This is a genomic window from Pseudomonas sp. SWI44 (assembly GCF_002947915.1).
In the GTDB taxonomy this organism is placed as follows: Bacteria; Pseudomonadota; Gammaproteobacteria; order Pseudomonadales; family Pseudomonadaceae; genus Aquipseudomonas; species Aquipseudomonas taiwanensis.
On the sequence record NZ_CP026674.1, the window covers coordinates 549,033 to 562,045 of the forward strand.

11 protein-coding genes are annotated in these 13,013 nt (G+C 62.3%); 5 read left to right on the forward strand and 6 right to left on the reverse strand.

Translation table 11 applies throughout. The features are described 5' to 3' along the window. Positions 1-26: 26 nt before the first annotated feature. The 4 genes from acnD to C4Q26_RS02695 all read right to left on the reverse strand — a co-directional run bounded on the left by acnD (position 27) and on the right by C4Q26_RS02695 (position 5,533). Positions 27-2,615: a Fe/S-dependent 2-methylisocitrate dehydratase AcnD gene (gene acnD, locus C4Q26_RS02680; RefSeq protein ID WP_104881972.1), complete on the reverse strand. Its 2,589-nt coding sequence runs from the start codon at positions 2,613-2,615 to the stop codon at positions 27-29. A gap of 85 nt (positions 2,616-2,700) precedes the next feature. Beyond that, complete coding sequence (gene prpC, locus C4Q26_RS02685; protein WP_023379683.1) at positions 2,701-3,828, reverse strand: 2-methylcitrate synthase; 1,128 nt, start codon at positions 3,826-3,828, stop codon at positions 2,701-2,703. 101 nt (positions 3,829-3,929) lie between these two features. Further along, a complete protein-coding gene (prpB, locus tag C4Q26_RS02690; protein WP_023379682.1) occupies positions 3,930-4,820 on the reverse strand; it encodes a methylisocitrate lyase in 891 nt (296 codons plus the stop codon). Then, positions 4,817-5,533, reverse strand: coding sequence for a GntR family transcriptional regulator (locus tag C4Q26_RS02695; RefSeq protein WP_023379680.1), 717 nt, complete (start codon positions 5,531-5,533; stop codon positions 4,817-4,819). Before C4Q26_RS02695 ends, prpB begins: the two co-directional genes overlap by 4 nt. Positions 5,534-5,826: 293 nt before the next feature. Between C4Q26_RS02695 and C4Q26_RS02700 the strand changes: the two genes are divergently transcribed. The 5 genes from C4Q26_RS02700 to C4Q26_RS02720 all read left to right on the forward strand — a co-directional run bounded on the left by C4Q26_RS02700 (position 5,827) and on the right by C4Q26_RS02720 (position 11,278). Next, the gene (locus C4Q26_RS02700) at positions 5,827-6,363 is read left to right on the forward strand and encodes an ATP-dependent zinc protease (RefSeq protein ID WP_027907724.1); all 537 of its coding nucleotides are present in this window, start codon (positions 5,827-5,829) and stop codon (positions 6,361-6,363) included. 5 nt (positions 6,364-6,368) lie between these two features. Further along, the gene (locus C4Q26_RS02705) at positions 6,369-7,904 is read left to right on the forward strand and encodes an inactive transglutaminase family protein (protein ID WP_023379676.1); all 1,536 of its coding nucleotides are present in this window, start codon (positions 6,369-6,371) and stop codon (positions 7,902-7,904) included. Beyond that, positions 7,904-8,884, forward strand: coding sequence for an alpha-L-glutamate ligase-like protein (locus C4Q26_RS02710; RefSeq protein WP_023379675.1), 981 nt, complete (start codon positions 7,904-7,906; stop codon positions 8,882-8,884). Before C4Q26_RS02705 ends, C4Q26_RS02710 begins: the two co-directional genes overlap by 1 nt. Positions 8,885-9,068: 184 nt before the next feature. Then, positions 9,069-10,412 (forward strand): aminodeoxychorismate synthase component I, encoded by a 1,344-nt coding sequence (pabB, locus tag C4Q26_RS02715; protein WP_104882690.1) that lies wholly within the window; start codon positions 9,069-9,071, stop codon positions 10,410-10,412. A 131-nt stretch (positions 10,413-10,543) separates the two neighbouring features. Continuing rightward, positions 10,544-11,278, forward strand: a complete 735-nt coding sequence (locus tag C4Q26_RS02720; RefSeq protein WP_023379671.1) for a phosphoadenylyl-sulfate reductase — start codon at positions 10,544-10,546, stop codon at positions 11,276-11,278. A gap of 53 nt (positions 11,279-11,331) precedes the next feature. Here the strand turns inward: C4Q26_RS02720 and cysB are convergent, their stop codons facing one another. Both cysB and C4Q26_RS02730 read right to left on the reverse strand, forming a co-directional pair. Further along, positions 11,332-12,306, reverse strand: a complete 975-nt coding sequence (gene cysB, locus C4Q26_RS02725; RefSeq protein WP_023379669.1) for an HTH-type transcriptional regulator CysB — start codon at positions 12,304-12,306, stop codon at positions 11,332-11,334. A 129-nt stretch (positions 12,307-12,435) separates the two neighbouring features. After that, on the reverse strand, positions 12,436-12,933 hold the full coding sequence (locus C4Q26_RS02730; RefSeq protein WP_023379668.1) for a universal stress protein: 498 nt from the start codon (positions 12,931-12,933) through the stop codon (positions 12,436-12,438). Between the last annotated feature and the right edge of the window lie 80 nt (positions 12,934-13,013).

The following is a 13,013-nucleotide window of genomic DNA, read 5'->3' on the forward strand; positions in this document are numbered from 1 at the left end:
CCCACAAGGGACCGCGCTGCTCCTGATTAGGCGGTCGCTTCGAGGAAGTCCTGGGCAAAGCGCTGCAGCACCCCGCCGGCCTCGTAGATCGATACCTCCTCGGCGGTATCCAAGCGGCAAGTCACCGGCACCTCGACGCGCTCGCCATTCTTGCGCGTCACCACCAGCGTCAGGGTTGCACGCGGCTTGCGCTCGCCCAGCACGTCATAGGTCTCACTGCCGTCCAGCGCCAGGGTCTTGCGATCGGTGCCTGCCTTGAATTCAAGCGGCAACACGCCCATGCCCACCAGGTTGGTCCGGTGAATGCGCTCGAAACCTTCGGCGACAATGGCCTCGACACCCGCCAGGCGTACGCCCTTGGCCGCCCAGTCGCGAGATGAACCTTGGCCATAGTCGGCCCCGGCAACGATGATCAGCGGCTGTTTACGCTCCATGTAGGTCTCGATCGCCTCCCACATCCGGGTGACCTTGCCTTCCGGCTCGATGCGCGCCAGCGATCCCTGCCTGACACTGCCGTCTTCCTTGCGCACCATCTCGTTGAACAGCTTGGGGTTGGCAAAGGTGGCACGTTGCGCGGTGAGGTGGTCGCCACGATGGGTGGCGTAGGAGTTGAAGTCCTCCTCCGGCAGGCCCATCTTCGCCAGGTACTCGCCCGCCGCGCTGTCGAGCAGGATGGCGTTGGAGGGCGAAAGATGGTCGGTGGTAATGTTGTCCGGCAGCACCGCCAGTGGGCGCATGCCACGCAAGGTGCGCTCACCCGCCAGGGCGCCTTCCCAGTAGGGTGGACGACGAATGTAGGTACTCATCGGGCGCCATTCGTACAGCGGTGCCACCTTCGGCCCACGGTCTTCCTCGATGGCGAACATCGGAATGTAGACCTTGCGGAACTGCTCCGGCTTGACCGCCGCACGCACCACCGCGTCGATCTCTTCATCGCTCGGCCAGATGTCCTTGAGGCGAATCTCCTTGCCGTCGACCACACCCAGCACATCTTTCTCGATGTCGAAGCGGATGGTGCCGGCGATGGCATAGGCCACCACCAAAGGCGGCGAGGCCAGGAAAGCCTGCTTGGCGTAGGGGTGGATCCGCCCGTCGAAGTTACGGTTGCCCGACAGCACGGCGGTGGCGTACAGGTCGCGGTCGATGATCTCTTGCTGGATCACAGGGTCCAGCGCGCCGGACATGCCGTTGCAGGTGGTGCAGGCAAAGGCGACGATACCAAAGCCCAGTTGTTCCAGTTCCTTCTCCAGACCCGCTTCTTCCAGGTACAGCTGAACAGCTTTGGAGCCCGGGGCAAGCGACGACTTGACCCAGGGTTTACGCATCAGGCCGAGTTTGTTGGCGTTGCGCGCCAAGAGGCCTGCGGCGATCACGTTGCGCGGGTTGCTGGTGTTGGTGCAACTGGTGATGGCGGCAATGATCACCGCGCCGTCCGGCATCTGGCCCGGGACTTCCTCCCAGGCTCCGGCGATACCCTTGGCCGCCAGGTCGCTGGTGGCCACGCGGGCATGCGGGTTGGACGGCCCTGCCATGTTGCGCACGACACTCGACAGATCGAAGCGCAGCACGCGCTCGTACTCGGCCTTGGCCAGTGCGTCGGCCCACAGGCCGGTCGCCTTGGCATAGGTCTCCACCAGCTTGACCTGCTGTTCTTCGCGACCGGTCAGTTTGAGGTAGTCGATGGTCTGCTGGTCGATGGCGAACATCGCGGCAGTAGCGCCGTACTCCGGGGCCATGTTGGAGATGGTGGCACGGTCGCCCAGGGTCAGGGCGCGGGCACCTTCACCGTAGAACTCGAGGTAAGCACCCACCACCTTCTGCTTGCGCAAGAATTCGGTCAAGGCCAGGACCAGGTCGGTGGCGGTGATGTTCGGCGCCAACTTGCCGCTCAGCTCGACACCGACAATCTCCGGCAGGCGCATCCAGGAGGCGCGGCCAAGCATGACGTTCTCGGCCTCAAGGCCACCCACACCGATGGCGATCACACCCAGGGCATCGACATGAGGTGTGTGGCTGTCGGTACCGACACAGGTGTCCGGGTAGGCCACGCCACGGTCGTTGTGGATGACCGGCGACATCTTCTCCAGGTTGATCTGGTGCATGATGCCGTTGCCCGGCTGGATCACATCGACGTTCTTGAACGCCTTCTTGGTCCAGTTGATGAAGTGGAAGCGGTCTTCGTTGCGGCGGTCTTCGATGGCGCGGTTCTTCTCGAACGCCTGCGGGTCGAAACCACCGCACTCGACGGCCAGGGAGTGGTCGACGATCAACTGCACCGGCACTACCGGGTTGACCTGTGCCGGATCACCGCCTTTGTCGGCGATGGCATCGCGCAACCCGGCCAGGTCGACCAACGCGGTCTGGCCGAGGATGTCGTGGCACACGACACGGGCCGGGAACCAGGGAAAGTCGAGGTCGCGCTTGCGCTCGATCAACTGCCCCAGCGAAGCGTCGAGGGTGGCCGGGTCGCAGCGGCGCACCAGGTTTTCGGCGAGAACGCGGGATGTGTAAGGCAGGCCATCGTAGGCGCCGGGCTTGATCGCCTCGACCGCCGCGCGGGCATCGAAGTAGTCCAGGTCGGTGCCTGGCAGGTGCTTGCGAAATGCAGTGTTCATATCGTTATCAGGCTCGGTCACGGTGTTCGGGGCAGGTGCGGCGTGGACCTCCAGAGGCGCAGTGCGCCCCCGGCGTCTTCCACGATCAGCGCTGGTCGATCGGCACGAACTGGCGCTGCTCGACGCCGACATACTCGGCGCTCGGACGGATGATGCGGTTGTTGGCACGCTGCTCGAAGACATGCGCCGCCCAGCCAGTCAGGCGCGAGCAGACGAAAATCGGGGTGAACAGCTTGGTCGGGATACCCATGAAGTGATACGCCGAGGCATGGTAGAAGTCGGCGTTGGGGAACAGGCGCTTCTGCTCCCACATGGTCTTGTCGATGGCCTCGGAAACCGGGTACAGCACTGTGTCGCCCACCTCGTCGGCCAACTGCTTCGACCAGCCCTTGATCACCTCGTTGCGTGGATCGGACTCTTTATAGATGGCATGGCCGAAGCCCATGATCTTGTCTTTGCGCTCGAGCATGGCGAGCAGCTCGGTCACGGCTTCCTGCGGGCTCTGGAAGCGCTCGATCAGCTCCATCGCCGCCTCGTTGGCGCCGCCATGCAGCGGGCCGCGCAACGAACCGATGGCCGCGGTGATGCACGAATACAGGTCCGACAGGGTCGAGGCGCAAACTCGAGCGGTGAACGTCGAGGCATTGAACTCGTGCTCGGCGTAGAGAATCAGCGAGACGTTCATGACCTTGACGTGCAGCTCGCTTGGCTTCTTGCCGTGTAGCAGGTGCAGGAAGTGCCCCCCCAAGGTGTCTTCGTCGCTGGTGCAGTCGATACGCACACCGTGATGGGTGAAGCGGTACCAGTAGCACATGATCGCGGGGAACACCGCCAACAGGCGGTCGGTCTTCTCGCGCTGGGCCTCGAAGGTCAGTTCGGGCTCCAGGGTGCCGAGCACCGAGCAACCGGTGCGCATCACGTCCATGGGGTGGGCATCACGCGGGATGCGCTCCAGGACTTCCTTCAGCGCTTGCGGCAGTTCGCGCAGGCCCTTGAGCTTGCGCTTGTAGTCGGCCAGTTCAGCCTTGCTCGGCAGCTCGCCGTACAGCAGCAGGTAGGCGACTTCCTCGAACTCGGCGCCGGCGGCCAGGTCACGGACGTCGTAACCGCGGTAGGTCAGCCCGGCACCGGCCTGGCCAACTGTCGACAATGCAGTCTGGCCGGCTACCTGGCCACGCAGGCCTGCGCCACTGAGTACTTTTGCTTCGGCCATGGTTTTTCTCCTTTCTTGAAATTGTTATTGAAGCGGTCTGGCTAATTTCTCAGGTCACTCTGCTGCCCCGTCGCGCCTACCGGTTCGGCGCGGGCACAGGCTCAACCTTTCTTCTGGGCGAACAATGCATCGAGGCTCTGCTCGAAGGCGTGGTAACCAATGGCATCGTAGAGCTCCATGCGGGTTTGCATGGTGTCGATCACGTTCTTCTGGGTCCCGTCACGGCGCAACGCGGTGTAAACGTTCTCGGCGGCCTTGTTCATGGCACGGAACGCCGACAGCGGGTACAGCACCAGCGACACGTCGACCGAGGCCAGCTCTTCGGTGGTGTAAAGCGGCGTGGCGCCGAATTCGGTGATGTTGGCCAGAATCGGCGCCTTCACTCGATCGGCGAAGGTCTTGTACATCGACAGCTCGGTGATGGCTTCCGGGAAAATCATGTCGGCGCCCGCCTCGATGCAGGCCTCGGCGCGCTCCAGCGCAGCGTTCAGGCCTTCAACGGCCAGGGCGTCGGTACGTGCCATGATCACGAAGCTGTCATCGGTGCGGGCGTCCACCGCAGCCTTGATGCGGTCGACCATCTCCTGCTGGCTGACAATCTCTTTGTTCGGACGGTGCCCGCAACGCTTGGCGCCCACTTGGTCTTCGATATGAATGGCCGCGGCGCCGAACTTGATCATCGAGCGCACGGTACGCGCCACGTTGAAGGCTGAAGCGCCAAAGCCGGTGTCGACATCCACCAGCAGCGGCAGATCGCAGACGTCGGTGATACGCCGCACATCGGTCAACACGTCATCCAGCCCGGTGATGCCCAGGTCCGGCAGGCCCAGAGAACCTGCAGCAACACCGCCACCAGACAGGTAGATGGCCTTGAAACCGGCACGCTTGGCCAGCAGGGCATGGTTGGCGTTGATGGTCCCGACCACCTGCAGCGGATGTTCGGCGGCAACGGCGTCGCGAAAACGCTGACCGGGGGTGCTCTTCACAGTCATGACTCACCTCGTGGGCTGTTGTTGTTGGCGTCCAGGTAGTGACGCTCGATGTTGCGTTTGGACGCGCCGATGTGACGGCGCATCAGGAGTTCGGCCAGTTCGCCGTCTCGGTCGGCGATGGCGTCGAGAATGCGGTGGTGCTCGGCGAAGGCCTGGCGCGGCCGGTTGGGCGTAGCGGAAAACTGGATGCGGTACATGCGCACCAGTTGGTACAGCTCGCCGCACAGCATCTTCACCAGGGTCTGGTTGCCGCTGCCCTGGATGATCCGGTAATGGAAGTCGTAGTCGCCTTCCTGCTGGTAATAGCCCTGCCCCGCCTGAAACGCGGCGTCACGCTCGTGGGTGTCGAGCACCCGACGCAGCTCTTCGATGTCGGCCCGGCTCATGCGCTCGGCGGCCAGGCGACAGGCCATGCCTTCCAGGGATTCGCGAATTTCGTAAAGCTCGATCAGTTCGGCATGACTGAGCGAAACCACCCGCGCCCCCACGTGCGGCACACGCACCAGCAGGCGCTGGCCTTCCAGACGGTGGATGGCCTCGCGCAGCGGACCGCGGCTGATGCCATAGGTACGCGCCAGTTCAGGCTCGGAGATCTTGCTGCCAGGGGCGATCTCGCCCTTGACGATCGCGGCCTGGATACGGCGGAAGACGTTCTCGGACAAGGTTTCCGTTTCGTCGCTCACTGCCGGGCTGTCGATGGAAAGGTCCAGCATATTGTTGACACCTTGCTAGTCACTTCGCCAGAAACTAGCGAATCAGGCGCAAGCAGTCAAAGACAAAATGAATATTGTCGACAATCGTCTAAGAACGAACTTACCCAAGCCCAGTGCTGTCTGATTGCGACGCGCTGGCGTCAAGACATCGTCGTGATAGAATGCCGCGCCTCCAACGGAGTATGGATTGCGTGTCTGTCATCCATTCATGTTGTTGACAGATGAACGAGGAAGCTTGCGCCGTAGTTGCCAGTCGCCTTACACCGAACCCTGCACAGCACCGCGCCAGGACTATGAGACTTACACCCGTTTTATTGCTGTCATGCCTCACCCTGTTGCCGGCCCTTGGCCAGGCGGCAGGCAAGACCGTGTATGGTCTGAACGAATACGCCCGCCTGGGCGACCTCGACCTGGAAGTGGCCGCCAAGCTCGACACCGGCGCCAAGACCGCATCCTTGAGCGCGCGCGACATCAAGCGCTTCAAGCGAAATGGCGAAAGCTGGGTGCGTTTCTACCTGGCCATCGATGCCGCCCACTCGCACCCGATCGAGCGCCCCCTGGCCCGCGTCAGCAAGATCAAGCGCCGTGCCGGCGACTATGATGCAGACTCCGGCAAGGCCTACACGGCCCGCCCGGTCATCGAACTCGAAATCTGCATGGGCCAGACCCTTCGCACCATCGAAGTCAACCTCACCGACCGCAGCGCCTTCCAGTTCCCGCTGCTGATCGGCTCCGAGGCGCTCAAGCACTTCGACGCACTGGTCGACCCAAGCCTTAAATACGCGGCCGGCAAACCTGCCTGTGCCACCGAAGCTCCTAAAGCAGAGTAATCCCGATGCGCTCTCTTACCCTCCATTTGAAAGTCCTGATCACCGTGCTGGTGCTGCTGGGCGTGGCGGTCACGGCTTATCAGATCTTCTTCCTCGGCATACCGGTGACCGAGGACGAAACCGATGACCTCTGGAACATCGACGCCAAGGTCGAGTTCGTGGCCAGCGCCAAGGACCCGGTCAAGGTCCAGATGTTCGTGCCGCCGCTGAACCGCGACTACGTCAGCCTCAATGAAAGCTTCATTTCCAACAACTATGGGGTGAGCGTCAACCGGGCCGATGGCAACCGCAAGGTCACCTGGTCGGCCCGCCGCGCCAGTGGCAACCAGACGCTCTACTACCGCCTGGTGCTGACCAAGCGCTATAGCAAAGAGAAAACCACGGTAAAAGGCCCTACCTTCCGTGACAGCCTGGCCGTCGAGGGCCCTGAGAAGATCGCCGCCGAAGCCCTGATGGCGCCGATCCGCCAGCACTCGGCCGACGTCGAGACCTTCGTCAGCGAGACCATCAAACGGGTCAACAACCTCAACGACGACAACGTCAAGTTGCTGCTTGCCGGCGACACCTCGGCGATGAAGAAAGCCCAGGTCATCGACCTGCTGCTGTCGATCGCCCACGTGCCGATCGAAAAGGTACACACCATCCGCCTGGTCGCCGATACCCCGCAAACTCCTGAGTTGTGGCTGCGCAGCTTCAACGGCACCGACTGGCTGTACTTCAATCCGGACACCGGTGAGCAGGGCCTGCCCAGCGACCGTCTGCTGTGGTGGACCGGCGATGACAACCTGATCACCGTCGATGGCGGCAAGAAAGCCAACGTCACCTTCAGCATGAACAACAGCGAGATGAACGCCATCCGCCTGGCCAAGCTGACCGACGAGAACACCGACGCCGACTTCCTCGAATACTCGCTCTACGGCCTGCCGCTGCAGACCCAGCAGACCTTCATGATCATGGTGATGATTCCGATCGGTGTGCTGGTGATCCTGGTGCTGCGCAACCTGATCGGCATCCAGACCCTGGGCACCTTCACCCCAGTGCTGATCGCCCTGGCCTTCCGGGAGACCCAGCTGGGCTTCGGTATCATCCTGTTCACGGTGATTACCGCCCTGGGCCTGTCGCTGCGCTCGTACCTCGAACACCTCAAGCTGCAGATGCTGCCGCGCCTGTCGGTGGTACTGACCTTCGTGGTGGTGCTGATTGCCGCCATCAGCCTGTTCAGCCACAAGCTGGGCCTGGAACGCGGCCTGTCGGTCGCCCTGTTCCCGATGGTGATCCTGACCATGACCATCGAGCGCCTGTCGATCACCTGGGAAGAGCGTGGCGGCGGCCATGCCATGAAAGTCGCCATCGGCACTCTGTTCGCGGCCTCGCTCGCGCACCTGCTGATGACCGTGCCTGAGTTGGTGTACTTCGTCTTCACCTTCCCGGCGGTACTGCTGATCCTGGTGGGCTTCATGCTGGCGATGGGTCGCTACCGCGGCTACCGCCTGACCGAGCTCGTGCGCTTCAAGGCTTTCCTGAAGAAGGCTGACGCCTGATGTTCGGCCTGATCAAGACCTGGAAAGCCCTGGAGGCCCGGGGCATCATGGGTATCAACCGGCGCAACGCGGACTACGTGTTGAAGTACAACAAGCGCCACCTGTACCCGATCGTCGACGACAAGATCATCACCAAGGAACGTGCCTTGGCCGCCGGCATCCATGTGCCGGAAATGTACGGCATCATCGAAACCGAAAAAGAAATCGAGAAGCTCGACCAGATCATCGGCGAGCGCAACGATTTCGTCATCAAGCCGGCGCAAGGCGCCGGCGGTGACGGCATCCTGGTGATTGCCGACCGTTTCGAGGACAACTACCGCACGGTCTCGGGCAAGATCATCAGCCATGAGGAAATCGAACACCAGATTTCCAGCATCCTGACCGGCCTGTACTCGCTAGGTGGCCACCGCGACCGCGCGCTGATCGAGTACCGGGTGACCCCGGACCAGATCTTCAAAAGCATCAGCTACGAAGGCGTGCCGGACATTCGCATCATCGTGTTGATGGGCTACCCGGTGATGGCCATGCTGCGCTTGCCGACCCGCCAGTCCGGCGGCAAGGCCAACCTGCACCAGGGCGCCATCGGTGTAGGCGTGGACCTGGCCACCGGCATGACCCTGCGCGGCACCTGGCTGAACCGGATCATCAGCAAGCACCCCGATACCACCAACGCGGTAGACGGCGTGCAGTTGCCGAACTGGGACGGTTTCATGAAGCTGGCCGCCAGTTGCTATGAACTGTGCGGCCTGGGCTACATCGGCGTAGACATGGTGCTGGACCAGGACAAGGGGCCGTTGATTCTCGAACTCAACGCCCGCCCTGGCCTGAACATCCAGATCGCCAACGACTGCGGCCTGACCCAGCGCACCCACGCCATCGAGGCGCACCTGGAAGCGCTGGCCAAGAATGGCGAAACCGAAGATGCCGAGCAGCGCGTGCGCGTTGCCCAAGGGCTGTTCGGGCACGTTCATCAGCGTTGACGGCACCAGCCAATCGCCGGCAAGCAGGCTCCCACAGCGCTCCGCGATCGTCGCGGTGCCTGTCGGAACCGGCTTGCCGGCGATGCGGCCGCGACACGCCACACAAATGCCGCACCAACGCTAGGCGCATACCCCACTCAGGTCTACAATCGCCCTCCTCGCTTTGTCATCGCCGTCCATCCTGATGCCGACCTGTACGCTACATCCCCTACCCTATCAGCCCGACCCCGCAGCCTATTTCGCACGTCTGCGACAGGCGCCCGGTGCCATCCTGCTCGATAGCGCCCGCCCCGGTGCCGAACGCGGTCGCTTTGACCTGATCAGTGCCTGGCCCATGCAGCACCTGCAAGCACACCCTGACGAGACGGGACGCGCCTTCCTGCAGCGCCTGCGTGCCGGACTGGCACGACTGGGTCGGGCCGAGTTGCCCCAAGGTGTCGAACTGCCGTTCGCCGGCGGCCTGATCGGTTACCTGAGCTACGACTTTGGCCGTCGCCTGGAGCACCTGCCCGCCAAGGCCCGCGACGACCTGGGCCTACCCGATGCCCAATTGGGCCTGTACGCCTGGGCACTGGTCACCGACCACCAGCTTGGCACCAGCCAACTGGTCCTGCACCCGAGCCTGGCGCCTGGCGAGCGGGACCGGCTGATGGACCTGTTCCAAGCCCCTGCCGGCATCGAGCACCCCGAATTCAAGCTGCTCGCCCCAATGGCCGGCGATCTGACCCCAGTGCAATACAAAGCTGCCTTCGACCAGGTCCAGCAGTACATTCAGGCTGGCGATTGCTATCAGATCAACCTGACCCAACGGTTCCGTGCACCCTGCCAGGGTGATCCATGGCGCGCCTATCAAGCCTTGCGCAAAGCCTGTCCAACGCCTTTCTCCGGTTTCCAGCAACTGGCCGACGGCAGCGCATTGCTCAGCTTCTCTCCGGAGCGCTTCATCCGGGTCAGCCAAGGACTGGTCGAAACGCGGCCAATCAAGGGCACCCGCCCGCGCTCTGCCGACCCGGCCGAAGATTTGCGCAACGCCGAAGAGCTGCGTCACAGCCCCAAGGACCGCTCGGAAAACCTCATGATCGTCGACCTGCTGCGCAATGACCTGGGCCGCACCTGCCAGATCGGCTCGGTAAACGTGCCCGAGCTGTTCAGCCTGGAGAGCTACCCCAACGTCCACCATCTGGTCAGCAGCATCACCGGCCGCCTGGCCGACGACAAAGATGCCCTGGACCTGATTGGCGACAGCTTCCCCGGCGGCTCGATCACCGGCGCACCGAAGATCCGCGCCATGCAGATCATCGACGAACTCGAACCCACCCGCCGCGCCCTGTATTGCGGCTCACTGCTGTATGTGGACGTGCGCGGCGAAATGGACAGCTCCATCGCCATTCGCAGCTTGCTGATCAAGGACGGCCAAGCCTGTTGCTGGGGCGGCGGCGCCGTCGTGGCGGATTCGAACTGGCAGTCGGAGTACGAAGAGTCGATCGCCAAGGTGCGGGTACTGATGCAGACCCTGCAAGGGATGTAATTGTGCGTGCGCTTTCGCCCATCAGCGACGTGACCAGGACGGCTGTCACGCAGGACGTCTGCCCCGCCGTTTTTTGTTACCATCACATCACTACGAGCGCACAGCGCCACAGCCAAGATGGAAACCGCCTGATGAGCCAACCCTTCGACGTCGCCGCCCTGGCCGCGACCTATGCCAACAAGTCCCCCCAGGACATCCTTAAGCTTGCCTTCGAACACTTTGGCGACGACTTGTGGATCTCCTTCAGCGGCGCCGAGGACGTGGTCCTGGTCGACATGGCCTGGAAGCTGAACAAGCAGGTCAAGGTGTTCAGCCTCGACACCGGCCGCTTGCACCCGGAAACCTATCGCTTCATCGACCAGGTACGTGAACAGTACAACCTGCCGATCGAGATTCTCAGCCCAGACCGCGCCAAACTGGATCCGTTCGTCAAGGAAAAAGGTCTGTTCAGCTTCTACAAGGACGGCCATGGCGAGTGCTGCGGCATCCGCAAGATCGAACCGCTGCGACGCAAGCTGACCACAGTGAGCGCCTGGGCCACCGGCCAGCGTCGCGACCAGAGCCCCGGCACCCGCAGCCAGGTGGCGGTAGTGGAAATCGACACGGCGTTCTCCACCCCCGAGCGCACCTTGTACAAGTTCAACCCGCTGGCACAGATGACCAGCGAGGAAGTCTGGGGCTACATCCGCATGCTGGAGCTGCCCTACAACAGCCTGCATGAGCGCGGCTTCATCAGCATCGGTTGCGAACCCTGCACCCGTCCAGTGCTGCCGAACCAGCACGAACGCGAAGGCCGCTGGTGGTGGGAAGAGTCGACCCAGAAGGAATGCGGGCTGCACGCTGGCAACCTGATCAGCAAGGCCTAACCACAGGCAAAGAAAAACCGGCCCTTGAGCCGGTTTTTCATTGCCTGTCGCTATCAGTGCACGGGCAGCTCGACGCCGTCGAACAGCTCTTCGAGTTCCTGCTTGTTATGGCATTGAATGGCCTTGGCCATTACCTCGCGGGTCAGGTGTGGGGCGAACTTTTCGATAAAGTCGCACATGAAGCCACGCAGGAAGGTGCCACGACGGAAGCCAATCTTGGTGATGCTGGCCTCGAACAACTCGCTGGCATCCAGAGCCACCAGGTCACTGTCGAGCTTGCTGTCCACAGCCATCTTGGCCACGATACCCACGCCCAGCCCCAATCGTACATAGGTCTTGATCACGTCGGCATCAGCGGCGGTGAACACCACCTTCGGCGTCAAGCCACGGTGATTGAACGCTTCGTCCAGCTTGGAGCGGCCGGTGAAACCAAATACGTAGGTGACGATCGGATACTCGGCAACGGCTTCCAGGGTCAGCTTCGGTAACTTGGCCAGCGGGTGGCCCTGCGGCACCACCACGCAACGGTTCCACTTGTAGCACGGCATCATGATCAGGTCGCCGAACAGCTCCAGGGCTTCGGTGGCGATGGCGAAGTCGACGGTGCCGTCGGCGGCCATCTCGGCAATCTGCATGGGCGAGCCCTGGTGCATGTGCAGGGAAACTTCCGGATACTGCTTGATGAAGCTGCTGATCACTGGCGGCAGCGCATAGCGTGCCTGAGTGTGAGTGGTAGCGATGGACAGCGTACCCTTCTTCTCGTTGGAGAATTCCTGGGCGATCTGCTTGATGCTCTCAACCTTGCGCAGGATTTCGCCTGCAGTGTTGATGATGCGCTCACCTGCGGGCGTAACGCGGGTCAGGTGCTTGCCGCTGCGGGCGAAGACTTCGACACCCAGCTCATCCTCGAGCAGGCGGATCTGCTTGCTGATCCCGGGCTGGGAGGTATACAGACTCTGTGCCGTCGCAGAGACGTTGAGGTCATGGTGCGCCACTTCCCAGATGTAGCGCAGTTGTTGAAGCTTCATAGGTTTCCCTCGGATCAGCGGTAAGTCACCGGCAGCAGGCAGCGACGAGATATAACTATATTAGTGGTTCTCGAAATAAATCTAGAACTATTTTGTTACACGCCTCAGGAAAGATTCCTACCGTCACGGTCACGATTTCCTACGCCCCAAATGCTGAGCCAGCGGCACCATGTACACCGGCACCGGCGACAACTGCAGCAAGCGAACCGCCGTGCGCCCGAGGGGCACATCGACACCTGCCCCCTGGCTGTGGCTACCGAAAATCAGCAGGTCGACCGCCAGGCGCTGCGCCTGGTCGAGTATCACTTGGGCCGGATCACCTTGGCGCACCCTGACGTTTTTGATCACCGCCAGGTCCGCCGCCTCCCCCAGTTCCTCGCGAAAATTCTCCAGCACCCGCTGCTCGATGTTGGCCATGACCGTATTGACGCCCTCGCTGTGCAGCTCATCCAGGGTCTGCTCGTCGAGGTAGCTTTGCAGAAGCGACTCGGCGAACTGCCCCATCGGCTCCACTGCATGGATCACGTACAGCTCCGCGTTGAAAGTTCGCGCCAGGGCCAGGGCATGCTGCATGACGAATGGCGCGTAAACACCGAGGTCGGTGGCATACAACATGGAACGAATCATTCGACCTCCTCGACTGCCGCTAAGGCAGAGCAAGCTACAGCTTAGCAGCGCCGGGCAGCCTCGCTTCGCCGCCCGGCGCA

Excerpts from the sequence above, each read along its gene's own strand:
- acnD (WP_104881972.1), bottom strand. The coding sequence starts at position 2,615 with ATGAACACTGCATTTCGCAAGCACCTGCCAGGCACCGACCTGGACTAC.
- prpC (WP_023379683.1), bottom strand. The coding sequence starts at position 3,828 with ATGGCCGAAGCAAAAGTACTCAGTGGCGCAGGCCTGCGTGGCCAGGTA.
- prpB (WP_023379682.1), bottom strand. The coding sequence starts at position 4,820 with ATGACTGTGAAGAGCACCCCCGGTCAGCGTTTTCGCGACGCCGTTGCC.
- C4Q26_RS02695 (WP_023379680.1), bottom strand. The coding sequence starts at position 5,533 with ATGCTGGACCTTTCCATCGACAGCCCGGCAGTGAGCGACGAAACGGAA.
- C4Q26_RS02700 (WP_027907724.1), top strand. The coding sequence starts at position 5,827 with ATGAGACTTACACCCGTTTTATTGCTGTCATGCCTCACCCTGTTGCCG.
- C4Q26_RS02705 (WP_023379676.1), top strand. The coding sequence starts at position 6,369 with ATGCGCTCTCTTACCCTCCATTTGAAAGTCCTGATCACCGTGCTGGTG.
- C4Q26_RS02710 (WP_023379675.1), top strand. The coding sequence starts at position 7,904 with ATGTTCGGCCTGATCAAGACCTGGAAAGCCCTGGAGGCCCGGGGCATC.
- pabB (WP_104882690.1), top strand. The coding sequence starts at position 9,069 with ATGCCGACCTGTACGCTACATCCCCTACCCTATCAGCCCGACCCCGCA.
- C4Q26_RS02720 (WP_023379671.1), top strand. The coding sequence starts at position 10,544 with ATGAGCCAACCCTTCGACGTCGCCGCCCTGGCCGCGACCTATGCCAAC.
- cysB (WP_023379669.1), bottom strand. The coding sequence starts at position 12,306 with ATGAAGCTTCAACAACTGCGCTACATCTGGGAAGTGGCGCACCATGAC.
- C4Q26_RS02730 (WP_023379668.1), bottom strand. The coding sequence starts at position 12,933 with ATGATTCGTTCCATGTTGTATGCCACCGACCTCGGTGTTTACGCGCCA.